Genomic DNA, 26,118 nt, shown 5'->3' with positions numbered 1-26,118 from the left:
CTTCAAACATCAACGAGGAGGCCGGCTGACGCCGACATTTCGCTTCACGCCGAGCAGCCCCCTCTCCCTTCAGGGAGAGGGTTGGGGAGAGGGAAAAGCGCCCCCATCAATCGCCAGGCGTATCGCCTCCAGCACCGAATCCATCTTCAACAGCACATCATGATTCCAGAAGCGCAGGACTTTGAAACCTTTGGTTTTGAGCCATGCGTCGCGCTGCTGGTCCCGGCCGGAGTCCAGATGCTGTCCACCATCCAGTTCGATGATCAACATTCGTTCGTGACAAATGAAATCGATGATGTAGGGCACTATGGCCTTCTGCCGGCGGAATTTGAGACCGAGGAAGCGGTGGGCGCGCAGGTGGTGCCAGAGCGCGCGTTCGGCTTCGGTCTAGTCTGTACGGAGTTGTTTTGAATATTGGGTGAGGTGGGATGACATTGGCGGAGCTCCAGCGGGAGTACTGCTGGAGGCTAGTGCCTTACCCCACCACCCTCTCCCCAGCCCTCTCCCTGAAGGGAGAGGGAATTTTCCGAGCTGTCTGTAGCTTTCTGCGCTCCTGGTGACCTTTGTATCAAGCCGACTCAGGTCTGAACGAGCATGCCGGGCAAGTCCCCTCTCCCTTCAGGGAGAGGGTTAGGGAGAGGGAAACGGCCTCAGCACACGCCATACCTACCGGCAAACTCGAACCGCCTTACTCCACCTCCAACCTCGGCAACCGCAACGTCACCCTCAACCCACCCTCCCGGCGATTCTGCAACGTCACTTCCCCACCGTGCGTATGAGCAATGTTGCGCGCGATCCCCAACCCGAGGCCGTAGCCCTGCCCCCGTTCAGACAACCGGAAGCGCGGCTCGAAGACCTTCTCCAGGCGCTGCTCCGGCACACCCGGCCCCTGGTCGTCGACATGCAGGACCACCGCGTCGACATCGTCCTCGATGCTCAGCTGAGCGCGGCCGCCGTACTTCAGTGCGTTGTCCAGCAGGTTGCCGATGCAGCGCTTGAGTGCCAGCGGCTTGCCCGGGTAGGGCTCAAGTGCGGCGCCCAGCACCTCGACGCGGCCATCCGCGATGTAGGGGCCGGCCACGTATTGCAGCAGTTGGTTGAGGTCCACCGGCTCGATGTTCTCGTGGATGTCGGTGTCCTTCACGCATTGCAGCGCTCCCTTCACCAGCAACTCCAACTCGTCGAGGTCGTGACTGAACTTCTCCTGCGCCTGCTCGTCCTCCAGCAGTTCGACCCGCAGGCGCAAGCGGGTGATCGGGGTGCGCAGGTCGTGGGAGATACCGCTGAACAGTTGGCCACGCTCGTTGACGTAACGATCGATGCGCTCGCGCATGGTGTTGAAGGCGCGGGAAACCTCCACCAGTTCGCTCGCCCCGCTCTCCTCCAGCGGCTGATCCTGGCCACCCAGGGCGATGTCGCGGGCGGCGCGGGCCAGGCGTTTGAGCGGGCGACTCTGCCAGTGCACCAGGGTGCCAGTGAACAGCAGCAGCAACAGCGTGGTGAAAACGATGGAAATGACCTGCTGCGGCGGCAGGCCTTCGGGCTCCAGGGTGACATAGGGCGCCGGCATCAGACTGGCGATGTACAACCATTCGCTGACGCCGATGCGGATCTGCGTGACCAGCACCGGCGGGTTCACCGGTTCCAGCGTCAACGCGTAATGCGCCCAGGAGCGCGGCAGTTCTTCCAGCTTCAACTCGCCGTTGAACAGCCGAAGGTCATCGGGACTGACGAACTCCACCTGCAGCTCGACGTCCTTGCCCAACTTCTGGTGCAGCACGTCCTGCACGATGTCGATCACCGCCTGCTTGTTGGTGGTGTCCGGCAGCGCACGCATGTCCAGCGGGCGTTCGTTAAGCGAAACGAAGAAGCGCGTACCGCCCATGCTGCGCAACTGGTCGAGCACCAGCGGACGGTAGCCGATGGGCAGCGAACGGAAGTAACTGACGCTGGCAGCCATGGAATAGGCCAGGCTGCGCGAGCTGGTGAGCAGGCCGTCACGCTGGCTGCTGCGCAGGTGGGAAATCCAGAACAGGCTCGACAGCCCCTGGGCGATCAGCACCGCCAGCAGGGTGAGCAGCAGCATGCGGCCGAGCAGCGAGCGCGGCACCAGTGACCAGCGGCGGCGCTCACTCATGACCGGCGAGGTGCGGGCGAACCTGGGCTGCCAGCAGGTAGCCGCTGCCACGCACGGTCTGGATCAGCCGCGCCGGTTTGTCGGTATCGCGCAGGCGTTGGCGCAAGCGCGAGACGGCCATGTCAACGATGCGCTCCAGCGGCATCACCTCGCGGCCACGGGTGGCGCTGGCGATGGTGTCGCGGTCGAGAATCTGCCGGGGGTTGTCGAGGAACAGCTTGAGCAGCGCGAAGTCGGCGCCACTGAGGAAGTGCTCCTCGCCGTCCTCGTGGAACAGCCGGTGGCTGATGGTATCCAGCCGCCAGTCGTCGAAAGCGATGACCTCGCCGCCGCGTACCTGGGTGAACTGCGCGCGGCGCAGCAGCGCCTTGATCCGCGCCAGCAGCTCGCGGGGGCTGAAGGGCTTGCCGAGGTAGTCGTCGGCGCCCAGTTCCAAGCCCACCACGCGGTCGGCCTCGTCGGAGCTGGCAGTGAGCATGATCACCGGCATGCACGCGTGGCGCTGGTGCGAACGAATCCAGCGACAGAGGCTGAAGCCGTCCTCGTCGGGCAGCATCACGTCGAGAATCGCCAGGGCGGCATCCTCGTCGCACAGCGCACGCCGGAAGCTTTCGCCGTCGGCGACGCTGCGCACCTGGAAGCCGGCGCGGCTGAGGTAGGTTTCCAGCAGCTCGCGGATTTCCTGGTCGTCGTCCACCAGCAGGATGGATTTGGCAGGCTGGTTCACGTCGGGCGTCCTTTCTTGTTGTTCTAATGGATGTAGCGGTGAATCAACCTTCGTTGCGCAGCGCCTGTTCCAGAGCAACACCCGCGCCGAACAGGCCGGGGTGATCTGCCGTCATGACCCACACCGGAATCGGCTCCAGGTACGGCCCGCTGGTCTTGCCACGGGTGCGGAACGCCTCGGCGAAACCGCTGCGCTGGAAGCGTTCGAGGAAGCGCGGGACGATGCCGCCGGTGATGTACACGCCACCCAGCGCGCCGACCGTCAGCACCGCATTGCCGGCAACCCGTGCCAGCCAGAGGAAGAAGTGCTCCAGCACCGCATCGGCGTACGCATCGCCAGCCATGGCACGCTCGCCGATCTCGGCGGCGGTGGCGCAAAGTGGCTCCACGCCGTCGAGCTGGCAGCTCATGCGGTAGAGGTTTTCCAGGCCGCTGCCGGAGAGCACGCGTTCGGCCGAGACGTGGCCGTATTTTTCGCGCAGCAGTTGCCAGATGGCGAAGTCGCGCTCGGAGGTAACCGGCAAGTCGACGTGGCCGCCTTCACAGGGCAATACCTCGAAGCCACCGGAGGGCAGCGGCATCAGGCTGCCTACACCCAGGCCGGTGCCCGGGCCGATGATCAGCTTGGCACGGCCTTCCAGCGCCTTGCCGGGGCGCACCTGCACCAGGTGCTCTTCCGACAGCCGCGAAGCTGCCCAGGCCATGGTGCTGAAATCATTCACCAGCAACAGGTGGCTCAGGCCCAGTTCGGCACGGAAGGCGTCACGGCGGATCACCCAGTGGTTGTTGGTGAATTTGAAGTCGCCAGCGCCAACGGGACCGGCACAGGCCAGGCAGACGTTCTCGACCGAAGACAGCGGCTGGCCGACGCGCTGCAAATAGTCGCGCACGGCGTCTTCCGGGCGCGGGTAGTCGGCGCAGGCCAGGACCTGGATGGATTCGAGGACTTCACCGCGCCACAGGGCGAAGCGGGCGTTGGTGCCACCGATATCGCCGACCAGGGCGAAACCGTTGGAGGAGGACTGAGCGTTACTGGAGTTCATCGCGGGCTCGGGCCTGGAAGTTGGGTGGAAGGTGCGGCGCGGGATCATGCCAGCATAGGACAGCGACGGAAACGTCCCGTGCGACGGACAGGCAGTCCGTCACACAGGACGTCAGACGGGTCAGCTCGGACCGTTGAGTTCAGCCGTGAAGCTGCAGGCGCCCTGCTCTGCCGGGCTGAAGGCATTGCGCATGAAGGCGAACAGCTCGCGGCCCATGCCCAGGTTATCAATGGTCGGTGTCTCGACGAGCGGACGCGCCTGCCATTCCGCCGCGTCCACCAGCACGCGCAGTTCGCCGGTGGTGCCGTCGACGCGCACCACGTCGCCATCGCGCAGCTTGGCCAGCGGGCCACCGTTGAGTGCCTCCGGGGATACGTGGATCGCCGCCGGCACCTTGCCGGACGCGCCGGACATACGCCCGTCGGTGACCAGCGCCACCTTGAAGCCGCGGTCCTGCAGCACGCCGAGGAACGGCGTGAGCTTGTGCAGCTCCGGCATGCCGTTGGCGCGCGGGCCCTGGAAGCGCACCACGGCCACCAGGTCGCGCTCCAGCTCGCCGGCCTTGAAGGCGGCAGCCAGGCTCGACTGGTCGTGGAAGATGCGCACCGGGGCTTCGACGATCTGGTGCTCCACCGCCACGGCGGAAACCTTCATGACGCCGCGGCCGAGATTGCCTTCCATCAGGCGCAGGCCGCCCTCAGGGGAGAACGGCTTGTCGATGGGGCGCAGGATGTTCTCGTCCAGGCTCGCTGCCGGGCCTTCGCGCCAGACCAGCTTGCCGTCGTCCAGGAAAGGTTCCTGAACATAGCGGCGCAGGCCCTTGCCGACCACGGTCTGCACGTCTTCATGCAGCAGGCCGCCATCGAGCAGCTGGCGGATCAGGAAGGACATGCCGCCCGCCGCCTGGAAGTGGTTGATGTCGGCCTGGCCGTTGGGGTAGATGCGCGCCAGCGTCGGCACGATTTCGGAGAGGTCGGCCATGTCCTGCCAGGTCAGCTGGATGCCGGCCGCCTGGGCGATGGCCAGCAGGTGCAGGGTGTGGTTGGTCGAGCCGCCGGTGGCCAGCAGCGCCACCACCGAGTTGACCATGGCCTTCTCGTCGACGATTTCCGCCATGGGCACGAACTGGCCGTTCTCCGGGATCAGGCGCGCAGCCTGGCGGGCGGCTTCGCGGGTCAGTTCGTCGCGCAGCGGGGTGTTCGGGTTGACGAAGGAGGCCCCAGGCAGGTGCAGGCCCATTACCTCCACCAGTAACTGGTTGGTGTTGGCGGTGCCGTAGAAGGTGCAGGTACCCGGCGCGTGGTAGGAAGCCATCTCCGAGGCCAGCAACTCCTCGCGGGTGGCCTTGCCTTCGGCGAACAGCTGGCGCACTGCGGCCTTCTCCTTGTTGGAGATGCCGGTGGGCATCGGGCCGGCGGGCACGAACACCACCGGCAGGTGGCCGAAGCGCAGCGAGCCGATCAGCAGGCCGGGGACGATCTTGTCGCAGACGCCCAGACACAGGGCGGCGTCGAACATGTTGTGGGACAGGGCAATGGCGGTGCCCATGGCGATCACGTCGCGGCTGGCCAGGGACAGCTCCATACCCGGTTCGCCCTGGGTGACGCCATCGCACATGGCCGGCACGCCGCCAGCGAACTGGCCGACCGAGCCGATCTGCCGCAGGGCGTCCTTGATCAGCTCCGGGAAGCGCTCCAGCGGCTGGTGCGCGGAGAGCATGTCGTTGTAAGCGGAGACGATGGCGACGTTGGCCTGGTTCATCAGCCGCAGCGCCTGTTTGTCGGATTCACCACAGGCCGCGACACCATGGGCGAGGTTGCCGCAGGGCAGCGTGCCGCGGTGCGGGCCCTTGGTGGCGGCTGCCTTGACCAGATCGAGGTAGCGCTGTCGCGTGGACGCGCTGCGGGCCTGGATGCGCTGGGTGACTTCAAGCACACGAGGGTGCATGGCAGCATTCTCCTACAGACTATCAGTTGTTGTTTTTACAACATAATCATCGATTACTAGGCGTTTACTTTTCGTCGATTGCGAAATTTAATGGTTTTTACCACAACAAAAGAAAAGAGACGACCTTCATGACTATACGCCTGGCAATCAACGGATTTGGCCGCATCGGTCGGAACGTGCTCCGCGCGCTCTATGCGGGGCACTATCGCCAGCACCTGCAAGTCGTGGCGATCAATGACCTCGGTGACGCCGCGATCAACGCCCACCTGCTGCAATACGACAGCGTCCACGGGCGCTTTCCCGGTCAGGTCGAGCATGACGCCGAAAGCCTCAGAGTAGAAGGCGACATGATTGCCGTCACGGCCATCCGCAACCCGGCGGATTTGCCGTGGAAAGCGCTGGGCGTGGACATCGTGCTGGAGTGCACCGGCCTCTTCACCTCCCGCGACAAGGCCGCCGCACACCTGCAGGCCGGCGCGCGCCAGGTACTGATCTCGGCCCCTGGCCAGGACGCGGATGCCACGGTAGTGTTCGGCGTCAACGAAGGGATTCTGCGCGCGGAACACCAGATCGTCTCCAACGCTTCCTGCACTACCAACTGCCTGGCGCCCGTGGCCCAGGTGCTGCACCGCGAACTGGGCATCGAGCATGGGCTGATGACCACCATCCACGCCTACACCAACGACCAGAACCTCTCCGACGTCTACCACAGCGACCCATACCGGGCACGTTCGGCGACCCAGTCGATGATCCCCACGAAGACCGGTGCCGCCGAGGCGGTGGGCCTGGTGCTGCCAGAGCTGGCCGGCAAACTGACCGGCCTGGCGGTGCGGGTGCCGGTGATCAACGTGTCGCTGGTAGACCTCACGCTGCAGGTCGCCCGCGATACCAGTGCGCAAGAGGTTAACGCGCTGATGGAGCGGGCCAGCGAAACCTCGGCGATCCTCGGTTTCAACCGCCAACCGCTGGTGTCGGTGGATTTCAACCACGATCCGCGCTCGGCCATCTTCGACGCCAGCCATACACGGGTGAACGGCCGGCTGGTGAAGGTGTTGGCCTGGTACGACAACGAATGGGGGTTCTCCAACCGCATGCTGGATACAGCGCGGGCGATGGTTGCGACGCGGGGGTGAAGCGAGGTTCGCGAGCAAGCTCGCTCCTACAGGTCTGGAGTTCCGGCTCTTCGTAGGAGCGAGCTTGCTCGCGAACAGCCTTTCAATCAGCGATACCGCCTTTTCCCCTGCGCCTGCAGCACCAGCAGACGCATATCGGCCTCGGCCCGGATCGCCTCCTGGCCGAGATGATCGACGCGCTTCCACGCCTTTATTTCCTCACGGCTGCGGCCACAGCCCAGGCAGATACCTTCTTCGAACTCGCAGACCTTGATGCACGGACTCTTCACGGACTTCCTCATGGTTTCGGCGGGATGAATGTCAGTGGGCCCCTGCTAATGGACACCCGCGCGGCGCCAAGGTCCAACTCGAATTTCCCATCGTAGCGATCGACGCCAGCAATCGAAGGACGCCTGCCTTGCTAGAATCCGCCCTCCACGCTTTCCGGCCTCGCTGATGCTCGCCCTCAAGCTCACCCTGGTTCCGCTGTTCCTGCTGCTGGTGTCCCTCTCCGGGCGCTGGTGGGGCCCGGCCGTGGCCGGCTGTCTCGCCGCCTTGCCCGCCATCGCCGGCCCCATTCTCTACCTGATCACCGTGGAACATGGCCGCCAGTTCGGCACCCAGGCCGCGCTGCTCGCGCTGGCCGCGATCTTCGCCGCCGAGGCGTTCAACTTAGCCTATGCCTGGATCTGTCGGCGCCAAAGATGGCCGCTCGCGTTGACCGGCGCCATGCTCGCCTGGCTGGTGGCCGGCTGGGCACTGACCCAACTGCCCGTCTCGCCCGTATGGGCATTGCTCGCTGCGGCCGTGGGCGCGTTGACCAGCCAGCTGTTCATGCCCCGTGCCGAGCTCAGCGCCGCCATCGCTCCACTGGGCCGCGTCGAACTGGGCCTGCGCATGCTCGCCGGTGCGCTGCTGACGTTGTCTGTCACCGCCCTCGCCGGTTGGGCAGGACCGAGCTGGAGCGGACTGCTGGCGGTATTCCCGCTGCTCTCCACCGTGCTCTGCGTGTCGTCGCAGCGGCTGCACGGCGCGGGCTTCGTCATCGCCCTGCTGCGCGGCATGGTCACCGGACGCCCGGCCTTCGCGGCCTTTTGCCTGTGGCTGGCCCTGTGCTTGCCGGATAACGACGTCCTGTGGAGCTTCGCCGAAGCGGCGTTGCTGGCGCTACTGGTGCAAGGCGCAGTGCGCTGGCTGATCGGCCTTCGCGCCCGCAGCATGGCAAAAGCCGCCTGAAAGAAAAACGCCACGGCTGAACCAGCCGTGGCGTTTGGTTTGCAGCAGCGGCTAGCGCTTAGAGCAGCGTGAAGCTCTGCTCCTTCACGTTGTCCGAATCCAGGCCAACGTAGACCTTGAACTCGCCCGGCTCCGAGGCGTAACGCAACTGGCTGTCGTAGAAGCGCAGGTCTTCCTCGCGGATCGGGAACTGCACGACCTTCGACTCGCCCGGCTGCAGCAGGATCTTCTCGAAGCCCTTGAGCTCCTTGACCGGACGGCTGATGGAGGCGGCGACGTCGCGCAGGTAGAGCTGCACGGTGGTTTCGCCGGCGACCTTGCCGGTGTTCTTCACGGTCACGCTGGCGGTCAGCTGGTCACCCTTCTTCAACTTGCTGCCCGACAGCTTCACGTCGGAGACGCTGAAGTCGGTGTAGCTCAGGCCGTAGCCGAACGGGTACAGCGGGCCGTTCTCCGAATCGAAGTAGCGCGAGGTGTACTTGTTCGGGTGCTCGTGATCGAACGGGCGGCCGGTGTTCAGGTGGTTGTAGTAGATCGGCACCTGGCCCACCGAGCGCGGGAAGGTCATGGTCAGCTTGCCCGACGGGTTGTAGTCACCGAACAGCACGTCGGCGATGGCGTTGCCACCCTCGGTGCCGCTGAACCAGGTTTCCAGCACGGCGTCGGCGTTGGCACTTTCCCAACGCAGGTCCATCGGCCGGCCGTTCATCAGCACCAGCACCAGCGGCTTGCCGGTGGCCTTGAGGGCCTTGAGCAGCTCGATCTGACTCTGCGCGATGTGCAGGTTGGTCTTGCTCGACGCCTCGTGGGCCATGCCCTGGGATTCGCCAACCACGGCCACCACCACGTCAGCCTGCTTCGCCTTCTCGACGGCCTCGTCGATCATGGCTTTCGGGCTGCGCGGGTCGACCTTCACATCTTCGCTGTACTCATTGAGGTATTTGACGATTTCCGGATCGTCGGTGACGTTGGCGCCCTTGGCGTAGAGCAGCGCAGCGTGGCCACGGGTGGCGGCGCCCATGCCTTCGAGCACGGTCACGGCCTGGAACGCCTTGCCGGCGGCGGACCAGCTACCCATCACGTCGCGCTTGCTGTCGGCCAGCGGGCCGATCAGGGCGATCACGCCGTCACGCTTGAGCGGCAGCACGCCGCCTTCGTTCTTCAGCAGGACCATGCCCTTGCGGGCGATCTCGCGGGCGTCGGCGCGGTGCAGGCGCTCCTCGGCATCGGTGTCGACCGGGTCCTTGCCCTGGAGGTAGCGGTACGGGTCCTGGAACAGGCCCATATCCCACTTGGCGGCGAGCACGTCGCGGCAGGCGCGGTCGATCTCGTCCTGGCTGATCAGCCCGGCCTTGAGCAGCTCGGGCATGTGCTTGCCGTAGAGATCGTCGTTCATGTTCATTTCGACGCCAGCATTGATCGCCGCCTGGGTGGCATCACGCTCGGTGGCGGCCACGCCATGCTTGATCAGCTCGAGCACCGCGCCGTGGTCGCTCAGGGTCAGGCCCTTGTAGCCCCACTGCTTGCGCAGCAGGTCCTGCAGCAGCCACTTGTTGGCAGTGGCCGGCACGCCATTGATGCTGTTCAGCGAGACCATCACCGCGCCGGCGCCGGCGTCGATGGCCGCGCGGTACGGCGGCAGGTAGTCCTGGAACATGCGCTGCGGGCTCATGTCCACGGTGTTGTAGTCGCGGCCGCCTTCGCCGGCGCCGTACAGGGCGAAGTGCTTGACCCCGGCCATGATGGTTTCCGGCTGGTTCAGGCCCTTGCCCTGGTAGCCCTTGACCACCGCGGCGGCGACCTTGCTGGTCAGCCAGGCGTCTTCGCCGAAGCCTTCGGAGACACGGCCCCAGCGCGGATCGCGGGCGATGTCGACGGTGGGCGAATACGTCAGGTTGAGGCCGTCGGCGCTGGCCTCGATGGCCGCGACACGGGCGCTGCGCTCGATCGACGCCATGTCCCAGCTCGCCGCCAGGCCCAGGCCGATGGGGAATACGGTGCGATGGCCGTGGACCACGTCATAGGCGAAGAACAGCGGGATCTTCAGGCGACTCTTCATGGCCGCGTCCTGCAGGTCGCGGATGCCCGGACGGACGACGGTGTTGAATACCGCGCCGGTGGTGCCTTCGGCGATTTCCTTCAGCAGTACCGGTTTGGGATGGTCCGGCCCGACGCTGACCAGGCGCAACTGGCCGATCTTCTCTTCCAGCGTCATGCGCTGCATCAGGCTGTCGATGAAGGCGTCCTTGGACTGGCCGGCCAATGGCACGGCGGGCGCTACGACAGCAGATTCGGCGGCGGAAAGCGAAGCACTGCTCAAACCCAGCAGGAGGCCGAGCCAGCAGATACGGCTGATTGGAGTTCTTTTCATATGGGTACTCAGCAGCCTGCGCGAAGCGCCGGGCCACTGTGGAATGTTGTTAGAGGGGCATCGAACAGGTGGGATTCCGGCAACTCCCCCGGGTGTAGTCGCCAGCGCCTTTCGAACGCGGCACATAAGGTCGTCGCGCCGAAGGCGGAAGTCAATCACCGAACGGCTGGAAAACGCCGTTGGGCGGGTCTCAATGGTCGCGATTGAGCCGGTTGAATTCCATTTCCTCGCGCATGGCTTCACGCAGCGCGCGCTCCTCGTCCCACTCTTCTTCCGGCGCGGGAGCCGGCGGCTGGGGCGCCGCTTCAGGCTGCGCAGCGGGCTCAGCCGACGCATCGGGTTCGACGGCACTCGCAGCCTCAGCGTCGGACGCAACTTCGGGCAGGCCATGGACGCCACTGAAGTCGGCATCCACACCGGTGTCCTCGTCATCGCTCGGCGGGCGGTCGATCAGGTCGTCGAAGTCGGTCTTCAGGCCCTGCTCCATCTCATCCAGCTCGGCGAGCAGGCTGCGGAAGCTGGTTTCCTCCTTCGGCGCCTCCGGCGGTGCGGGCTCCGGCTCCTCGCCAGCATCGCGCACGGCCTGGTCGGCGAGGGCCTGCAAGGACGGCGGAATGTAGTCCTCGTCGTACTCCTCGGGACTCGGCAGGCTGGCCACCGGCGCCATGTCCTCAAGGACCAGCTGCGGTTCGGGCTCCATCAGTTTCAGCTCGGCCAGCGGCGGCAGCTCTTCCAGGCTCTTCAGGTTGAAGTAATCGAGGAAGGTGCGAGTGGTGGCGAGCATCGCCGGGCGGCCGGGAACTTCGCGGTAGCCGACGATGCGGATCCACTCGCGCTCCATCAGCGTCTTGACGATCTGGGTGTTCACCGCGACGCCACGGATTTCCTCGATCTCGCCACGGGTGATGGGCTGGCGATAGGCGATCAGCGCCAGGGTCTCCAGCAGCGCACGGGAATAGCGCTGCGGGCGCTCCTCCCAGAGCCGGCCGACCCAGGAGGCGAACTTCTCGCGCACCTGCAGGCGGTAGCCGGTGGCGACTTCCTTGAGCTCGAAGGCGCGCCCGGAGCAGGACAGGCTCAGTATCGCCAGCGCATCGCGAAACTGCTGCGGCTCGGGGCGTTCGGCTTCCTCGAACAGCTCGCCGAGGCGCTCCAGCGACATGGGCTTGCCGGCAGCCAGGAGGATGCCTTCGAGCAATGTCGCCAGTTCTTGCGGGTCGGACAGGTTCATCGGGAAGCTCGGGTCAGATGGTAAGGATTGGTCGTTCAGGCGGGAAAGCTACTCAAAGCGTGGCGCCAGGGCAACGCTGGCGGATCAGAGCGGCTCTTCGTCGGGCTCTGCGTCCGTCTCGACGCCTTCGTCGAAGCGGCCATCCTCGAAGGTCAGCTCGGCCGGCGGCTCCTCGCGGGGCTCGAAGACATCCTCGTCGCCCTCCTCCAGCACCTCCTCGACGGGCGCGGCGCCTTCCTGCACTTCGGTGCGGGCACGGACATGGATCGGCGCGAAGGCTTCGTTCTGCACCAATTCCACCAGCTGTTCCTTGACCAGCTCGAGCACCGCCATGAAGGTCACCACCACGCCGAGCTTGCCTTCCTCGACGCGGAACAGCGTGATGAAAGGCACGAAGCCCTCCCCCTTCAGACGCTCGAGGATTTCGCTCATGCGCTCGCGGGTGGAGAGCATTTCACGGGTGACCTGGTGGCTTTCGAACAGGTCGGCGCGGCGCAGCACCTCGGCCATGCACAGCATCAGTTCCTGCATGTCCACTTCCGGCAACAGCCGGCGCGCCCGCGCATCAGGCGCGGCAACGGTGGGCACCACGTAGTCGCGCCCCAGACGCGGCAGTTCGTCGAGGTCTTCGGCGGCCTTCTTGAAGCGCTCGTACTCCTGCAGACGACGGATCAGCTCGGCGCGCGGGTCTTCCTCTTCTTCCTCGGCCTCGGCCGAGCGCGGCAGCAGCATGCGCGACTTGATCTCAGCGAGCATGGCGGCCATCACCAGGTACTCGGCGGCCAGCTCAAGGTGCACCGACTTCATCAGCTCGACGTAGCCCATGTACTGGCGGGTGATCTCCGCCACGGGGATGTCGAGGATGTTGATGTTCTGCTTGCGGATCAGATAGAGCAGCAGGTCGAGCGGGCCTTCGAAGGCCTCGAGGAAGACCTCCAGGGCGTCCGGCGGGATGTACAGGTCCTGCGGCATCTCCGTCAGGGCCTCGCCGTAGACGAGCGCCAACTGCACCGGCACCTGGTATTCAGGGGCGGCGGCGGGGGCTTCCGGCTCGGTCAGGTCACTCATCGGCCACTCGTCAGACACTGGGGTTCGAAGGCGGCATTATCCCTGCTTTTGCCGGCGGCGCGAGGGGGTTTTGGCGCAAGGGATGGGCGGTGTCGCATCCCGCGGCACGCAAGGCTCTTCTGTAGGAGCGAGCTTGCTCGCGAACCAAAGCCTCGCTGCAGAGCTGGGTTCGCGAGCAAGCTCGCTCCTACAAGAAGCCAATGCGGTGCCTATCGGTACGACAGCCCCATGGCATGCCGCACTTCCACCAAGGTCTCCCGCGCCGCCTCGCGGGCGCGCTCGGCGCCTTCGGCGAGAATGCTGCGTACCAGCTCGGGGTTGTCCTCATAGTCCAGCGCGCGCTCCTGGATCGGCGCCAGTTCCTGGAGGATCGACTCAATCAGTGGCCGTTTGCAGTCCAGGCAGCCAATGCCGGCGCTGCGGCAGCCCTCCTGCACCCACTGGCGGCAACCATCGTCGGAGTAGATCAGGTGCCACTGCCATACCGGACAACGCTCCGGCTCGCCCGGATCATGGCGGTGTACCCGCGCCGGGTCGGTGGGCATGCGCGCGATCTTTTCCTCGATCACCGTCGGACTGTCGCGCAGGGCGATGGTGTTGTGGTGCGACTTGGACATCTTCTGCCCGTCCAGCCCCGGTATTTTCGACGCATGGCTAGTGAGGGTCTGCGGCTCGGGCAGCAGCACGCGGCTGGTGCCTTCGAGGTAGCCGAACAGCCGATCGCGGTCGCCCAGGGTCAGGTTCTGCTGCTCCATCAGCAGCGCGCGGGCGGTTTCCAGTGCCTCGGCATCGCCCTGTTCCTGCCAGGCACGACGCAGACTGCTGTAGAGCTTGCCGGTCTTCTTGCCCAGGCGGGCGATGGCGGTCTGGGCGCGGTCTTCGAAGTCCACTTCGCCGCCGTACAGGTGGTTGAAGCGGCGGGCGATCTCACGGGTGAATTCCACGTGGGCGAACTGGTCGGAGCCCACCGGCACCAGGCCCGCGCGGTAGATCAGGATGTCCGCGGCCTGCAGCAGTGGATAGCCGAGGAAGCCGAAGGTGGAGAGGTCCTTGTGGACCAGTTTTTCCTGCAGCTCCTTGTAGGTCGGCACGCGCTCCAGCCACGACAGCGGGCAGATCATCGACAGCAGCAGGTGCAACTCGGCGTGCTCGGGCACCTGGGACTGGATGAACAGGGTCGCGGCGCTGGGGCTGACGCCCACCGCCAGCCAGTCGATGGCCATGTCGCGCACGTGCTGGCGGATGCTGGCGGTTTCATCGTACTCGGTGGTCAGGGCATGCCAGTCGACGATGGAGAAGTAGCATTCGTACTCATGCTGCAGTTTCACCCAGTTCTGCAGCACGCCGTGGTAATGCCCCAGGTGCAGGCGCCCGGTGGGGCGCATGCCGGACAGCACACGGCGCAGGGATTCGACGCTGGTCAAGCGGTCAACCTCGCGGGTTCGGCGATGGAACGAGGGAGTATAGCCAGCACGCCGCGCGTGCTCAGGCGTTGACCATGAAGGGTTCCGGATCGCCACAGCCGACGCGCACGACCACCGGGTCTTCGTCGGTCAGGGCGATCACGGTAGAGGCCTCGCCGCCGCCGAAACCGCCGTCGATGATCAGGTCCACCGAATGCTCCAGCAGGTCACGCATCTCGTACGGATCGTTCAGCGGCTCGCTCTGGCCGGGTAGGATCAGGCTGACGCTCATCAGCGGCTCACCCAGCTCTTCCAGCAGCGCCAGGGCGATCGGGCAGGCCGGCACGCGCAGGCCGATGGTGCGGCGCTTGGGGTGCAGCAGCATGCGCGGCACTTCGCGAGTGGCGTTGAGGATGAAGGTGTAGGGGCCAGGGGTATGCGCCTTGAGCAGACGGAACAGGCCGGTGTCGACCTTGGCGTAGAGGCCGAGCTCCGACAGGTCGCGGCAGACCAGGGTGAAGTTGTGCTTGTCGTCCAGCCGGCGGATGTGGCGGATACGCTCCACCGCGGACTTTTCGCCAATGCGACAACCCAGTGCATAGGACGAGTCGGTGGGATAGGCGATCACCCCCCCCTGCCGGACGATCTCCACCGCCTGCTTGATCAGGCGCGCCTGGGGATTTTCCGGGTGGATCTGAAAGAACTGGCTCATGGAGTCTCCTTGATCCCGATGGCGTTCTCGGCGCTGGCAAAGCGCGGCCAGAGTGGCTGCAGGTCCTCCGGCACACTCCGGTAGAGGCCCAGCTCCGACCAGTCGCTGGGGCCGTGGAAGTCACTGCCGGCGGTGACCATCAGGCCGAATTCGCGGGCGAGGATGCTCAGCACGCCGACCTGCTCGGCCGGCTGCGGGCCGTTGCAGACTTCCAGCGCATGGCCGCCGGCGGCAATGAAGTCGGCCACCAGCTTGCGCCGCTTGGTACGGGTGAAATCGTACTGGTAAGGGTGCGCCAGGCTGATCCAGGCGCCCGCCGCGCGCAGCGTGCCAACGGCATCGGCGAGGCTCGGCCAGTGCTGCTTGACGTCGCCCAGCTTGCCGGCGCCCAGCCACTTGCGGAAGGCCTCGGCGCGGTCCTTGACGTAGCCCTGGCGCAGCAGGAATTCGGCGAAGTGCGGGCGCGCCGGTGCGTTCTCGCTGTCACCCAGCTCGGCCTGGATCACCCGCGCGCCCTCGAAGGCGCCGGGCATGCCCTTGGCTTCCAGGCGCCGGCCGATTTCCTCGGCGCGGGTCCAGCGGGCGCGGTGCAGATCGTCCAGCGCCTTGACCAGCGGCTCGGCCGTCACATCGAAGCCATAACCCAGCACGTGAATGGTCGCCCCGCCCCAGGTGCACGACACCTCGACGCCGTCTACCAGTTCCATGCCCAGCGCCTGTGCGGCGCGGCGTGCCTCGGGCAGGCCATCAAGGGTGTCGTGGTCGGTCAACGCCAGCACACGCACGCCGCGCCCATGGGCACGCTCGACCAGGGCCGTCGGGCTGAGCTGTCCGTCGGACGCGGTGCTGTGGCAGTGCAGGTCGACTCGCATGCGGTTTCCTGGGGACGAGGGGATAACTTTCTGTATAGACGCTTCTGTGCCAACGCTCCCGCGGCAACGGCTTGAAACCATGATCTGACGCAGCGTTGGGCGGATGGCCCTTTCAGTTCATCCGCAGGTTGGTATTATGCCGGCTCTACTGGGCTCTGGCTGCCGTAATGAAGCAATTCATCGATTTCATTCCCCTCATCCTCTTCTTCATCGTCTACAAGCTCGACCCGCGCAACGTCGAACTCGCCGGCCAGACCTTCTCTGTCGGCGGGATCTACAGCGCCACGGCCGTGCTGATCGCCACTTCCGTGGTGATCTACGGCGCCTTGCTGATCAAGCAGCGCAAGCTGGACAAGGGCCAGTGGGTCACCCTTGCCGCCTGCCTGGTGTTCGGCGGCATGACCCTGGCCTTCCACAGCGAAACCTTCCTCAAGTGGAAGGCGCCGGTGGTGAACTGGCTCTTCGCCCTGGCCTTCGCCGGCAGCCATTTCATCGGCGGCCAGCCGCTGATCCAGCGCATCATGGGCCACGCGGTGCACCTGACCGATTCCCTCTGGGCGAAGCTGAACGTCGCCTGGGTGCTGTTCTTCCTGATCTGCGGCTGTGTCCAGCTGTTCGTCGCCTTCACCTTCCAGAGCATCTGGGTGGACTTCAAGGTGTTCGGCAGCCTGGGCATGACTCTGCTGTTCCTGATCGGCCAGGGCGTGTTCCTGGCCCGCCACATGCACGATGAGCCTACCGGCGAAAAACCCAAGGACTGACATGCTCTACGCGATCATTGCCCGTGATATCACTGCTTCCCAAGAACGCCGCCTGGCCGCCCGCCCGGCGCACATCGCACGCCTGGAGCAACTGAAGGAAGAAGGCCGCCTGGTACTGGCCGGCCCGCACCCGGCGATCGACAGCAACGACCCGGGCGCAGCCGGCTTCACCGGCAGCCTGATCGTCGCCGAATTCGAGTCGCTGACCGCCGCGCAAGCCTGGGCCGATGCCGACCCGTACCGCGCAGCCGGCGTCTACGCCGACGTCGTGGTCAAGCCGTTCAAGAAAGTCCTGCCGTAACGATCGACCATCGTTGCAGCCCCAAGGCAGGGACGCCGGGGATGCGCAGCCGAACCCGCCGCCTGTTCAGGTCGGCGCTGTGCCATCGAACTGTGCCATCGAACAAGGAGTCGCGATGCATCGACTGCCCCTGCTGTTCTGTCTTGCCCTTCCCCTGCTCGCCCAGGCGGAAGACCCCGTTGCGGAACCCGGCGCACCTGCGCTGTCCAATCCACAGCCTGACGCCCTCCCCGACAACGCCCCCAGTGCCGACGCCGACGTCCAGCTGGACGCCGACCAGCGCATCAAGGCCCTGGAAAGCCGGCTGGCCCAGAGCGAGCAGCAGCGCGAAACGCTGTCCACGCAACTGGCCGCGCAAGCCGGGGAAGCGGACAACAGCCAGGATGAAGCCCGTATCGCCCGCCTGACCCAGGAAAACCAGCGCCTGAAACTGCAACTGCGCGAGGCCCAGGCCAACCAGCCACCGCGCCTGCTCAGCGAGCAGCAGACCTGGTACGTCGCCGGGGCCGGCACCGCGCTGCTGGCGTTCATCCTGGGCATGCTCAGCCGTGGCCGACGCCGCTCGCGCCGTGAATGGATCAATTGAAAGAAGCGTCTTCATGAGTGAACTGCTGCTGATCGACGATGACATCGAACTCTGCGAACTGCTGACCACCTGGCTGACCCAGGAAGGCTTCAGCATCCGCGCCGCCCACGATGGCGCGCAGGCCCGCGCTGCCCTCGGCAGCCGCGCGCCGGACGCGGTCGTGCTCGACGTCATGCTGCCCGACGGCAGCGGCCTGGAACTGCTCAAGTCGCTGCGCAGCGACCACCCGGACCTGCCGGTGCTGATGCTCTCCGCCCGCGGCGAGCCGCTGGACCGCATCCTCGGCCTGGAACTGGGCGCCGACGACTACCTGGCCAAGCCCTGCGACCCACGCGAACTGACCGCTCGCCTGCGCGCCGTGCTGCGTCGCAGTCACCCGGCGCAACCCGCCGCGCAACTGGAACTGGGCGACCTGGCGCTGAACCTGTCACGCGGGGTGGCCAGCATCGGCAGCGACGAGATCAGCCTGACCCTCTCCGAGAGCCGCATCCTCGAAGCCTTGCTGCGCCAGCCGGGCGAGCCACTGGACAAGCAGGCCCTGGCGCAGCTTGCGCTGGGCCGCAAGCTGACGCTGTACGACCGCAGCCTGGACATGCATGTCAGCAACCTGCGCAAGAAGCTCGGCAGCCACCCCGATGGCCGTCCACGCATCCTCGCCCTGCGCGGCCGCGGCTACTTCTACTCGCTCTGAGGCATGCCCGGCCGCTCTGGCCCGGGCTTCGTAAAGTTTCCAGCAGCGCTTCACGTAATCTTTACCGAAGCTTTACGTGGGGCTGACCGCCCTTGACCTTGCCATCCCTAGACTGGGCTCATCCGGTAACGACCGGCCCCTGAAAGGAGAAACACCATGCGCAAGACCCTGACCGCCCTGCTGATCGCCGCCGCCCTGCCGACCGTCGCGCTGGCGGCCACTCCCGCGCCGACCGACACGCCGCCGCCGGCCCCGTTCATGAAAGACCATGGCCACGGTATGCGTGGCGGCGACCACGGCGGCCCGTTCCGCGAACTGAACCTGACCCAGGACCAGCGCCAGCAGATCGGCAAGCTGATGGGCGACTCGATGAAGGATCGCCGCGCGATCACCGAGAAATACTGGAACAAGCTGCCTGAAGCCGACCGCAAGGCCATGCAGGAAGAGCTCAAGGCCAACCACGACAAGACCGACGCCAGCGTTCGCGGCATCCTCACTCCCGAACAGCAGAAGAAGTTCGACGAGTTGAAGAAGCAGCGTGAACAGCGCAAGGCCGAATGGGCGGAATTCCAGACCTGGAAGGCCCAGAAGGACGGCGCCAAGACCAACTGATCGCTCCACGATGTGCAGACGCCGGGTTATTCCCGGCGTCTTGCCGTGAGCCCCGACAACGGATAGACCATGCGGCTGAACAGGAAGACCATGCGTTCACTCTTCTGGCGGATACTCGCCGCCTTCTGGCTCGCCCTCCTGCTGGTGGCCGGACTGTCGATCCTGCTGGGCCGCGCCCTGAACCAGGACACCTGGGTCATCGCCCGCTATCCGGGGCTGCACGACATCGCCAAGCAATGGACCCTGCTCTACGAGACCAAGGGCCCGGATGCCGCCCAGCAGCTGCTGGAAAGTCGCCGGCAGCAATACGAACTCTCGGTGCAGGTGCTCGACGAGACTGGTCAGCGCCTGGTCAACGGCACCTATTTGCCGCGCCCGCCGCGCCCGCGGGACAACAACTTCGACCGCGAGAACATGCCGCGCTTCCCCTGGCGCCAACTGAGCCAGGAATACACCAGCAGTCGCACCGACCAGACCTACCTGTTCATCTACCGCATTCCGCACCCGACGCTGCAGGCCTGGCACCGCAGCAGCCTGCTCTGGCCCCTCAGCGCGCTGGGCATTGCCCTGGTGGTGCTGACCGTCTTCAGCCTGCTGCTGACCCTGTCCATCACCCGCCCGCTGAACCGCCTGCGCCGCGCCGTGCATGACCTTGGCCAGACCAGTTATCAACAGGACAGCCTCGCCCGCCTGGCCCGCCGTGGCGACGAACTGGGCGTGCTGGCCCGCGACTTCAACCGCATGGGCGCCCGCCTCCAGGGCTTGATCGGCAGCCAGCGCCAGTTGCTGCGCGATGTGTCCCACGAACTGCGTTCACCGCTGGCGCGCCTGCGTATTGCCCTGGCCCTGGCCGAACGCGCCGGCCCCGAGCAGCGCGCCGCCATGTGGCCTCGCCTGGAGCAGGAGTGCGACCGCCTGGAAGCACTGATAGGTGAAATCCTCGCCCTCGCCCGCCTCGACGCCGAACCCGGCCCGACCAGCCGCATCGACCTGCTGCCGCTGTTCGAGCGCCTGCGCAACGACGCGGAACTGCTTTACCCGGAACAGAACATCCATCTCGACATCGCCCCGCAGCTGGCGCTGGACGGCTGGCCGGACATGCTCGAACGCGCCCTCGACAACCTGCTGCGCAATGCCCTGCGCTTCAACCCGGCGGACCAGCCGCTGGAAGTGCAGGCATGGATCGACGGCGAGCGCCTGCACATCAGCGTGCGCGACCACGGCCCCGGCGCCAGCGAGGAACACCTGGCGCAACTGGGCGAACCCTTCTTCCGCGCCCCCAACCAGAGCAGCCCCGGCCATGGCCTGGGCCTGGCCATCGCCCGGCGCGCCATCGAGCGCCACCACGGACGACTGCGCCTGGCCAACCATCCCGAGGGTGGTTTCCTGGCCAGCATCGACCTGCCGCTGCGCCGGCAGATCGCCTGAATCGAGCGCACTTTCGGAGAGCAACCATGAGCCTTCCCGCCTTCGCTACCCCGATCCCCGCCCTGCAACAGCCGCTGCCGCCGGCAGCCCTGCTGCGCAGTGAACCCTACGACGACCCGCAGTACCTGGTGCTGGCGGTAGAACTGGCACGCCACGCGGCGCAGTGGCGCGAGCGTTGGCCGGGCCTGCGCCTGAACCTGCCGCAAAGCGGCACCTGGCCACTGGAAAGCTGGCCGGATGCGCTGGGCGAAGCCTTGGATGCGGTGCTGGAAGGGGCGCTGGCGCGCCATCCGTATGCTGCGCTGGAGCTGTCGCTCAGCTCAGCACGCGGTGAGCTGCGTCTGGATCTGCAAGGCTACGACCCGCAGGCGCGGGCCTGGCTGCCGGAAGCCCTGCCTGCGGCACGGCGCCTGGCCGCCTGGCAGGGCGGGCACCTGCTCTGGCGTGCCCGCGACGGCGGCTGGAAGGTTCGCCTGGAACTGCCGCTCAGCCCTTCCAGGCGCTGACGAACCCGGCCGGGTCCAGCGGCGCCGGGCGGCGCAGCTCGCCGACCGGCGTGCCGAGGTAGATGAAACCGACAATGCGCTCGTTCTCGGCCAGGCCCAGGCCTTCGCGCACCAGCGGATCGAACGCCATGGCGCCGGTGCGCCACATCGCTCCCAATCCTTCGACGTAGGCTGCCTGGATGATCCCGTGGGCGGCGCAGCCCGCCGCCAGCCATTGCTCGATCTCCGGCACCTTGGGGTGATCCTGCAGGCGTGCCACGGCCACCACCAGCAGCGGCGCGCGCAGGGGCATGGCACGGGCCTTGTCCAACGCCTCGGGCTTACCGTCCGGCTCATTGGCCGCCACGGCACGGGCAAACAACTCACCCAGTTCCTTGCGTGCCTCGCCTTCCACGGTGAGGAAACGCCAGGGGCGCAGTTGCCCGTGATCCGGCGCACGCAGGGCGCTGCGGAACATGCGATCCAGTTGCTCGGCGGACGGTGCCGGCTCACTCAGGCGAGCGTGGGACACACGGTTGAGCAACGCGTCGAGAGCCTCCATGGGCTGCCTCCAGTCAATCTCGAAAGCCGCCATTGTAGACGCAAAAGGTTCGCATTTTCCCAGCGAAGACTGCGCCAGACTTTCCTGCTCGACTTGTAAAGGGGAACGGGGTCACGCGGTTTACTCTCGCCAGACGGCAGGTAGAATGGCCGGTTCCGCCACATCAGAACGACACCGCATGGCCCTGCCGACACTACGCACCCTCGGATTCATCATCGGCATCTTCGTGATCACGCTGGCGGTCGCCATGCTGGTCCCCATGGCCACGCTGCTCTATTACGGCCGCGCCAATGAGCTGCACCCGTTCATCTGGTCGGCGATCATCACCTTCACCTGCGGGCTGGGCATGGTCATTCCCGGCCGCCCGGAGCAGGTCCACCTGCGCCCGCGGGACATGTACATGCTCACCGTTTCGAGCTGGGTGATCGTCTGCTTCTTCTCCGCCCTGCCCTTCATGTTCGCGCGGCACATCAGCTTCACCGACGCAATCTTCGAGAGCATGTCGGGGATTACCGCCACCGGCTCGACCGTGCTGTCAGGGCTGGACAAGATGTCGCCGGGGATCCTCATCTGGCGCTCGCTGCTGCACTGGCTGGGCGGTATCGGCTTCATCGCCATGGCAGTGGCGATCCTGCCGATGCTGCGCATCGGTGGCATGCGCCTGTTCCAGACCGAATCCTCCGACCGCTCCGACAAGGTCATGCCGCGCTCGCACATGGTGGCCAAGTACATCGTCGGGGTTTACGTGGCAATCACCATCACCGGCACCCTGGCCTTCTGGTGGGCCGGGATGGGCCTGTTCGACTCGCTCAACCACGCCATGTCGGCGATTTCCACCGGCGGTTTCTCCACCTCCGACCAGTCGCTCGCCAAGTGGCACCAGCCGGCGGTGCACTGGGTGGCGGTGGCGGTAATGATCCTGGGCAGCATCCCCTTCGTGCTGTACGTGTCCATGCTGCGCGGCAACCGCAAGGCGCTGATCCGTGACCACCAGGTCCACGGTTTCCTCGGCCTGCTGCTGGTCACCTGGTTGGTGATGGGCACCTGGTACTCGGTGAACTCGGGTCTGTCGTGGTTCGACGCTTTCCGCATCGTCGCGGTAAACGTTACATCGGTGGTCACCACCACCGGCTTCGCGCTGGGTGACTACAGCCTGTGGGGCCACTTCTCGATCATGCTGTTCTTCTACCTGGGCTTCATCGGCGGCTGCTCCGGCTCCACCGCCGGCGGCATCAAGATCTTCCGTTTCCAGGTGGCCTTTACCCTGCTGCGCGCCAGCCTGTACCAGTTGATCCACCCGCGCGCGGTGATCCGCCAGAGCTACAACGGCCATCGCCTGGACGAGGAGATCGTCCGCTCGATCCTGACCTTCTCGTTCTTCTTCGGCGCCACCGTCGGCGCCCTGGCTCTGGGCCTGTCGTTCCTCGGCCTGGACTGGATGACCTCGCTGACCGGCGCGGCCAGCACGGTGGCCGGCGTCGGCCCGGGCATGGGGCCGATCATCGGCCCTTCGGGCAATTTCGCCTCGCTACCGGACGCCGCCAAATGGCTGCTCTGCGGCGGCATGCTGGCGGGCCGCCTGGAGATCATCACGGTGCTGGTGCTGTTCACCCCGGCGTTTTGGCGGCACTGAGGTTGGTATCTCGGTAGGGGCCGGTTTCCGGGTATTCCGGCGTCAAGCGGTTCGCGAGCAAGCTCGCTCCTACAGCCAGCCCCAGCTGCGGTGTGCTCTTCGTAGGAGCGAGCTTGCTCGCGAAGCGGATTCCCCAGTAGCTCCGGGGCCCGAAAATCGCGGATCAAGCCGCCGCTAAGAAAGCCCTTCCCGGTACTCCCCCGGCGTCTTGCCGAACCAGCGGCGGAAAGCGCGGAAGAAGTTGCTCGGCTCGGAAAATCCCAGCAGGTAGGCGATCTCCAGCAGCGTCATGCGCGGCGTGGCGAGGTACTGCTGGGCCAGCTCGCGGCGGGTGTCGTCAAGCAACTGCTGGTAGCTGGTGCCCTCTTCCTGCAGGCGACGCTGCAGGGTGCGCTCGGACAGGTGCAGCGCCTGGGCCACGCTCTCGCGCTTGGGCTCGCCCTGGGGCAACAGGCGGCACAGCACCTGGCGCGTCTGGTGGCTGAAGCGGCTGCTGACGAAGCGTGCCAGGTACTCCCCGGCGAAGCGGTCGTGCAGGCGCGCCAGCTCTTCGTTCGCTGTCGGCAGCGGGGCAGCCATGTCTTCGTGGGAGAACAGCATGGCGCAGTCGGCATGGCCAAAGCTCAGCGGCGCCTGGAACAGCTCCCGGTAAGGCTCGACGTTCTGCGGCGCCTCGCCCGCCAGCCGGACTTCCAGCGGCTTGATGGCGCGCCCGGTGATCCAGCGCAGCATGGCGGTCAGGCTGGCCAACGAGCACTCGGCGCTCTGCCGCGGCACCGGCAGGCGGTCGCCATGGACCACGATGCGGTACAGGCAACCTTCGGGCAGGCGACGGAAGGTCAGGTCGGCGCCTTCGGCGATGATCCGCTGATAGCGCTCCAGGCGCTCGAAGCCCTCGCCCAGGTTGCGGCTGGACATCAGCGCATAGCCGACCACGGGGAACGCGGGCGTATGCACGCGGGCAATGTTCAGGCCGATGGCCGGGTTGCCGGACAGTTCCACGGCACGGTTCCACAGGCGGCTCATGTCGTCCTGAGGGAAGCGCGCGTCGGGGTCGTCGAGCGCCCCGAAATCAAGCCCCAGTTCGGCGAACAGCGCGCGGCAATCGAGGCCTTCCAGCTCCAGGGACTGGACGATTCCCCTCACCCAACTGGACAGGGTTGTACGCTCAGGCATACGTTTTCTTCTGGTTATGGTGGGCTTGCGCGCCGTCTCGTTCAGGCGCGGGCGGCGCACGGGGATACTAAACTGGCACCCTATGTCATCCGCAAGTATGAAGGAGGCGGCCTACACTGGCGCCATCACAACAACAGGAGGTGCGCCATGAGCACCCAGACCGCCGATCGATTCCAGAGCTTCGCCGAGTTCTACCCGTACTACCTGCAGGAACACAGCAACGCCGTGTGCCGCCGCCTGCACTATGTGGGCAGCCTGCTGGTGCTGTCGATCCTCGCCTATGCCGTTGTCAGCGGGCACTGGCTGTGGCTGCTGGCCATGCCGCTGGCAGGCTACGGCTTCGCCTGGGTCGGTCACTTCGTGTTCGAGAAGAACCGCCCGGCCACCTTCAAGTACCCGCTGTGGTCGCTGATGGGCGACTGGGTGATGCTCAAGGACGCCTTCACCGGGCGCATCCGTTTCTGAGCCATTGACCCGCTAGCGCGCGGCGTTACGCAGCGACGCGCGCTCGAACAGCAACGCCTGCACTTCCCCGCCGGCATGCTGGGCGACGCGCCGCCAACTGGCGGGCACGTCCGGAATTTCCTCGTCGTTGTAGCGGCTCATCACCAGCCAGACACGGCCATCGTCCCGCGGAAGATCGGCCAGGCGATCGACGAAGCTGTGCTGGCGATCATCGATCAGCGAACCGAAGCCATAGTGCCCCGGCCGCCCGGACGAGCCATCCGGCGCCGGCGCGGTGTACAGCAGTGGCTCGCAGCCGGTGCGGTTGTAGTAACGGAACGCCAGGTACCAGAGGATATCGTCGACCACCACCCGGTCGCCGGCGCGGTAATGGCTGTTGACGTAGGCGACCATGCCGTCGAACTGCTCGCCTGGGTCGGTCTGGTAAGCACGCGCCAACCCCAGTCCCTGCAATCCGAGCAGCGTCGCCAGCATCGCCACTCCCAGTGCGCGCCGCGCCTGCAGCAGGCGGTCCAGGGCCACTGCGAACAGCAGCGGCAGGCCCAGGGCGAAAGCCGTCAGGTAGCGCTCGACGAACACTGGCGAAACGAAGGACACGCCATACAGCACCAGCAACGGCAAGCCGACATACAGCGCCAGTAGCACGCCCACACGCAGGCGGCTCCGGTCGCGCCGCAGCACCAGCAGGGTCGCCGCCATCACCAACAGCGGCACCCCCACCAGCAGCGGCCAGGCCAACTCCTTGCCGTCGGACTGCGCCAGCCATTGCCAGAGCATTGACGGGACAGAGCGCGCATCCACCGGCGGCTCCCAGCCCACATCGCCGCCCGCGACCAGCACCGCCATGTGCCGAACCAGGTCCAGCAGGCCTGGCAACCAGGGCAGGAACAACACGGCGATCGCCAGATTGGCCAACCACCAGTCGCGCCGCCGCAGCGGGCTTTCAGGCAGCGACGCCAGCCATGCCCAATGCACCAGCAATCCGAACAGGCTGAAGTAGTGGGTGTAGAAAGCCGCCGTCATCAGCAGCGCATAGATCGCCAGATAGCGCCGAAGGCCCGTGTCCAACCAGTAGAGCAATGCCAGGGTCGCTGCCAGCAGGCAGCAGCCGAGCAATGAATACATGCGCACTTCCTGGCTATAGCGCACCGCCGTGGGCAGCAATGCCAGCAGCAGGACCGCGAGCAGCGCAGCGCGGCGGGTGGCGATGCGCCAGACCAGCCAGCCACCGAGAAACACCGCCAGCGTGCCGAACAGCGCGCTGAGCAGGCGCAACGACAGGACGCCCTCGCCGAATACGGCGGTCCACAGATGCAGCAGGTAGAAGTACAGCGGCGGGTGCACGTCATGGGCGGCGTGCTGCCAGAGTTGCAGTGGGGCGTAGCGGGCGAGGAACAGGCTGGAGCTTTCGTCGCCCCAGATGGCCGAGCCGGTCAGTTCATGCAGGCGCAGGCACAGCGCAAGCGCCAGCAGCGGCAGGAACCACCACTGGCGCAACAGGGCTGGCAGGCTCGGTGGCTCGCAGGAAGACATCACAGCCTCGCAGGGAGAAACTTCCGT

Annotated in this window: 25 protein-coding genes and 1 pseudogene; 11 read left to right on the top strand and 15 right to left on the bottom strand. The window is 66.1% G+C overall.

Going from position 1 to position 26,118, the window contains the following annotated elements:
• Positions 1-69: 69 nt before the first annotated feature.
• The 5 genes and pseudogenes from ACNFH5_RS28685 to edd form a co-directional block, all read right to left on the bottom strand.
• A pseudogene (locus tag ACNFH5_RS28685) lies at positions 70-375 on the bottom strand (endonuclease domain-containing protein); the annotation flags it as partial.
• Between the two features lie 313 nt (positions 376-688).
• On the bottom strand, positions 689-2,110 hold the full coding sequence (locus ACNFH5_RS28680) for an ATP-binding protein (protein WP_416752080.1): 1,422 nt from the start codon (positions 2,108-2,110) through the stop codon (positions 689-691).
• Positions 2,111-2,129: 19 nt separating this feature from the next.
• Positions 2,130-2,864, bottom strand: a complete 735-nt coding sequence (locus ACNFH5_RS28675; RefSeq protein ID WP_301534648.1) for a response regulator — start codon at positions 2,862-2,864, stop codon at positions 2,130-2,132.
• 43 nt (positions 2,865-2,907) lie between these two features.
• Positions 2,908-3,906, bottom strand: a complete 999-nt coding sequence (locus ACNFH5_RS28670; protein ID WP_416752013.1) for a glucokinase — start codon at positions 3,904-3,906, stop codon at positions 2,908-2,910.
• Between the two features lie 120 nt (positions 3,907-4,026).
• Positions 4,027-5,853, bottom strand: coding sequence for a phosphogluconate dehydratase (gene edd, locus ACNFH5_RS28665; RefSeq protein ID WP_416752011.1), 1,827 nt, complete (start codon positions 5,851-5,853; stop codon positions 4,027-4,029).
• Between the two features lie 128 nt (positions 5,854-5,981).
• On the opposite strand from edd, the gene gap reads away from it, so the two are divergent.
• Positions 5,982-6,986, top strand: coding sequence for a type I glyceraldehyde-3-phosphate dehydrogenase (gene gap / locus ACNFH5_RS28660; protein ID WP_416752009.1), 1,005 nt, complete (start codon positions 5,982-5,984; stop codon positions 6,984-6,986).
• An 86-nt stretch (positions 6,987-7,072) separates the two neighbouring features.
• Here the strand turns inward: gap and ACNFH5_RS28655 are convergent, their stop codons facing one another.
• A complete protein-coding gene (locus tag ACNFH5_RS28655; RefSeq protein ID WP_416752007.1) occupies positions 7,073-7,255 on the bottom strand; it encodes a DUF1289 domain-containing protein in 183 nt (60 codons plus the stop codon).
• Between the two features lie 166 nt (positions 7,256-7,421).
• Between ACNFH5_RS28655 and ACNFH5_RS28650 the strand changes: the two genes are divergently transcribed.
• Positions 7,422-8,201, top strand: coding sequence for a hypothetical protein (locus ACNFH5_RS28650; protein ID WP_416752005.1), 780 nt, complete (start codon positions 7,422-7,424; stop codon positions 8,199-8,201).
• Between the two features lie 58 nt (positions 8,202-8,259).
• Here the strand turns inward: ACNFH5_RS28650 and bglX are convergent, their stop codons facing one another.
• The 6 genes from bglX to ACNFH5_RS28620 form a co-directional block, all read right to left on the bottom strand.
• Entirely contained in the window at positions 8,260-10,557 is a 2,298-nt protein-coding gene (gene bglX, locus ACNFH5_RS28645; RefSeq protein WP_416752078.1) for a beta-glucosidase BglX, read from the bottom strand.
• Between the two features lie 205 nt (positions 10,558-10,762).
• On the bottom strand, positions 10,763-11,803 hold the full coding sequence (scpB, locus tag ACNFH5_RS28640; RefSeq protein WP_416752003.1) for an SMC-Scp complex subunit ScpB: 1,041 nt from the start codon (positions 11,801-11,803) through the stop codon (positions 10,763-10,765).
• Between the two features lie 84 nt (positions 11,804-11,887).
• Positions 11,888-12,742 carry a segregation and condensation protein A gene (locus ACNFH5_RS28635; RefSeq protein WP_416752076.1) on the bottom strand — a complete coding sequence of 285 codons (855 nt, stop codon included), beginning with the start codon at positions 12,740-12,742 and terminating at the stop codon, positions 11,888-11,890.
• A gap of 338 nt (positions 12,743-13,080) precedes the next feature.
• The gene (locus tag ACNFH5_RS28630; protein WP_416752001.1) at positions 13,081-14,295 is read right to left on the bottom strand and encodes a tryptophan--tRNA ligase; all 1,215 of its coding nucleotides are present in this window, start codon (positions 14,293-14,295) and stop codon (positions 13,081-13,083) included.
• A 61-nt stretch (positions 14,296-14,356) separates the two neighbouring features.
• A complete protein-coding gene (locus ACNFH5_RS28625; RefSeq protein ID WP_259753891.1) occupies positions 14,357-14,986 on the bottom strand; it encodes an L-threonylcarbamoyladenylate synthase in 630 nt (209 codons plus the stop codon).
• Positions 14,983-15,858: a PHP domain-containing protein gene (locus tag ACNFH5_RS28620; RefSeq protein WP_416751998.1), complete on the bottom strand. Its 876-nt coding sequence runs from the start codon at positions 15,856-15,858 to the stop codon at positions 14,983-14,985. Before ACNFH5_RS28620 ends, ACNFH5_RS28625 begins: the two co-directional genes overlap by 4 nt.
• 167 nt (positions 15,859-16,025) lie before the next feature.
• On the opposite strand from ACNFH5_RS28620, the gene ACNFH5_RS28615 reads away from it, so the two are divergent.
• The 7 genes from ACNFH5_RS28615 (at position 16,026) to ACNFH5_RS28585 (ending at position 20,743) form a co-directional block, all read left to right on the top strand.
• A complete protein-coding gene (locus tag ACNFH5_RS28615) occupies positions 16,026-16,619 on the top strand; it encodes a septation protein A (RefSeq protein ID WP_416751996.1) in 594 nt (197 codons plus the stop codon).
• Between the two features lies 1 nt (position 16,620).
• On the top strand, positions 16,621-16,920 hold the full coding sequence (locus ACNFH5_RS28610; protein ID WP_416751994.1) for a YciI family protein: 300 nt from the start codon (positions 16,621-16,623) through the stop codon (positions 16,918-16,920).
• 115 nt (positions 16,921-17,035) lie between these two features.
• A complete protein-coding gene (locus ACNFH5_RS28605; RefSeq protein WP_416751992.1) occupies positions 17,036-17,506 on the top strand; it encodes a translation initiation factor 2 (IF-2, GTPase) in 471 nt (156 codons plus the stop codon).
• Positions 17,507-17,519: 13 nt separating this feature from the next.
• Positions 17,520-18,197, top strand: coding sequence for a response regulator transcription factor (locus ACNFH5_RS28600; RefSeq protein ID WP_416751990.1), 678 nt, complete (start codon positions 17,520-17,522; stop codon positions 18,195-18,197).
• Positions 18,198-18,353: 156 nt separating this feature from the next.
• On the top strand, positions 18,354-18,809 hold the full coding sequence (locus ACNFH5_RS28595) for a Spy/CpxP family protein refolding chaperone (protein WP_416751988.1): 456 nt from the start codon (positions 18,354-18,356) through the stop codon (positions 18,807-18,809).
• 90 nt (positions 18,810-18,899) lie between these two features.
• Positions 18,900-20,237 (top strand): sensor histidine kinase, encoded by a 1,338-nt coding sequence (locus ACNFH5_RS28590; RefSeq protein WP_416751986.1) that lies wholly within the window; start codon positions 18,900-18,902, stop codon positions 20,235-20,237.
• A 26-nt stretch (positions 20,238-20,263) separates the two neighbouring features.
• Positions 20,264-20,743, top strand: a complete 480-nt coding sequence (locus ACNFH5_RS28585) for a hypothetical protein (RefSeq protein ID WP_416751984.1) — start codon at positions 20,264-20,266, stop codon at positions 20,741-20,743.
• On the opposite strand, the gene ACNFH5_RS28580 is transcribed toward ACNFH5_RS28585, so the two are convergent.
• Entirely contained in the window at positions 20,724-21,284 is a 561-nt protein-coding gene (locus ACNFH5_RS28580) for a nitroreductase family protein (RefSeq protein ID WP_416751982.1), read from the bottom strand. The two genes, ACNFH5_RS28585 and ACNFH5_RS28580, sit on opposite strands and share 20 nt — an antisense overlap.
• A 178-nt stretch (positions 21,285-21,462) precedes the next feature.
• On the opposite strand from ACNFH5_RS28580, the gene ACNFH5_RS28575 reads away from it, so the two are divergent.
• Positions 21,463-22,917, top strand: coding sequence for a TrkH family potassium uptake protein (locus tag ACNFH5_RS28575; protein ID WP_416751981.1), 1,455 nt, complete (start codon positions 21,463-21,465; stop codon positions 22,915-22,917).
• Between the two features lie 174 nt (positions 22,918-23,091).
• On the opposite strand, the gene ACNFH5_RS28570 is transcribed toward ACNFH5_RS28575, so the two are convergent.
• Complete coding sequence (locus tag ACNFH5_RS28570) at positions 23,092-24,093, bottom strand: AraC family transcriptional regulator (protein ID WP_416751979.1); 1,002 nt, start codon at positions 24,091-24,093, stop codon at positions 23,092-23,094.
• Between the two features lie 147 nt (positions 24,094-24,240).
• Here ACNFH5_RS28570 and ACNFH5_RS28565 point away from each other — a divergent pair, with 147 nt between their 5' ends.
• Positions 24,241-24,558 (top strand): Mpo1-like protein, encoded by a 318-nt coding sequence (locus ACNFH5_RS28565; RefSeq protein WP_416751977.1) that lies wholly within the window; start codon positions 24,241-24,243, stop codon positions 24,556-24,558.
• 12 nt (positions 24,559-24,570) lie between these two features.
• Here the strand turns inward: ACNFH5_RS28565 and ACNFH5_RS28560 are convergent, their stop codons facing one another.
• On the bottom strand, positions 24,571-26,091 hold the full coding sequence (locus ACNFH5_RS28560) for a glycosyltransferase family 39 protein (RefSeq protein ID WP_416751975.1): 1,521 nt from the start codon (positions 26,089-26,091) through the stop codon (positions 24,571-24,573).
• Positions 26,092-26,118 lie beyond the last annotated feature (27 nt).

The sequence above is a fragment of the Pseudomonas sp. NY15435 genome, assembly GCF_048068295.1.
GTDB lineage: Bacteria > Pseudomonadota > Gammaproteobacteria > Pseudomonadales > Pseudomonadaceae > Pseudomonas.
The sequence above is the reverse complement of the archived record's forward strand: the minus strand, read 5'-3'. Positions and strand labels throughout refer to the sequence as shown.

What these genes read in the sequence shown, in the direction of transcription:
- ACNFH5_RS28580 (WP_416751982.1), bottom strand. Translation starts at nt 21,284, where the DNA reads ATGGAGGCTCTCGACGCGTTGCTCAACCGTGTGTCCCACGCTCGCCTG.
- ACNFH5_RS28585 (WP_416751984.1), top strand. Translation starts at nt 20,264, where the DNA reads ATGAGCCTTCCCGCCTTCGCTACCCCGATCCCCGCCCTGCAACAGCCG.
- gap (WP_416752009.1), top strand. Translation starts at nt 5,982, where the DNA reads ATGACTATACGCCTGGCAATCAACGGATTTGGCCGCATCGGTCGGAAC.
- ACNFH5_RS28670 (WP_416752013.1), bottom strand. Translation starts at nt 3,906, where the DNA reads ATGAACTCCAGTAACGCTCAGTCCTCCTCCAACGGTTTCGCCCTGGTC.
- ACNFH5_RS28575 (WP_416751981.1), top strand. Translation starts at nt 21,463, where the DNA reads ATGGCCCTGCCGACACTACGCACCCTCGGATTCATCATCGGCATCTTC.
- ACNFH5_RS28615 (WP_416751996.1), top strand. Translation starts at nt 16,026, where the DNA reads ATGAAGCAATTCATCGATTTCATTCCCCTCATCCTCTTCTTCATCGTC.
- ACNFH5_RS28595 (WP_416751988.1), top strand. Translation starts at nt 18,354, where the DNA reads ATGCGCAAGACCCTGACCGCCCTGCTGATCGCCGCCGCCCTGCCGACC.
- ACNFH5_RS28600 (WP_416751990.1), top strand. Translation starts at nt 17,520, where the DNA reads ATGAGTGAACTGCTGCTGATCGACGATGACATCGAACTCTGCGAACTG.
- ACNFH5_RS28650 (WP_416752005.1), top strand. Translation starts at nt 7,422, where the DNA reads ATGCTCGCCCTCAAGCTCACCCTGGTTCCGCTGTTCCTGCTGCTGGTG.
- edd (WP_416752011.1), bottom strand. Translation starts at nt 5,853, where the DNA reads ATGCACCCTCGTGTGCTTGAAGTCACCCAGCGCATCCAGGCCCGCAGC.
- ACNFH5_RS28590 (WP_416751986.1), top strand. Translation starts at nt 18,900, where the DNA reads ATGCGTTCACTCTTCTGGCGGATACTCGCCGCCTTCTGGCTCGCCCTC.
- ACNFH5_RS28625 (WP_259753891.1), bottom strand. Translation starts at nt 14,986, where the DNA reads ATGAGCCAGTTCTTTCAGATCCACCCGGAAAATCCCCAGGCGCGCCTG.
- ACNFH5_RS28570 (WP_416751979.1), bottom strand. Translation starts at nt 24,093, where the DNA reads ATGCCTGAGCGTACAACCCTGTCCAGTTGGGTGAGGGGAATCGTCCAG.
- scpB (WP_416752003.1), bottom strand. Translation starts at nt 11,803, where the DNA reads ATGAACCTGTCCGACCCGCAAGAACTGGCGACATTGCTCGAAGGCATC.
- ACNFH5_RS28620 (WP_416751998.1), bottom strand. Translation starts at nt 15,858, where the DNA reads ATGCGAGTCGACCTGCACTGCCACAGCACCGCGTCCGACGGACAGCTC.
- ACNFH5_RS28560 (WP_416751975.1), bottom strand. Translation starts at nt 26,091, where the DNA reads ATGTCTTCCTGCGAGCCACCGAGCCTGCCAGCCCTGTTGCGCCAGTGG.
- ACNFH5_RS28610 (WP_416751994.1), top strand. Translation starts at nt 16,621, where the DNA reads ATGCTCTACGCGATCATTGCCCGTGATATCACTGCTTCCCAAGAACGC.
- ACNFH5_RS28605 (WP_416751992.1), top strand. Translation starts at nt 17,036, where the DNA reads ATGCATCGACTGCCCCTGCTGTTCTGTCTTGCCCTTCCCCTGCTCGCC.
- ACNFH5_RS28565 (WP_416751977.1), top strand. Translation starts at nt 24,241, where the DNA reads ATGAGCACCCAGACCGCCGATCGATTCCAGAGCTTCGCCGAGTTCTAC.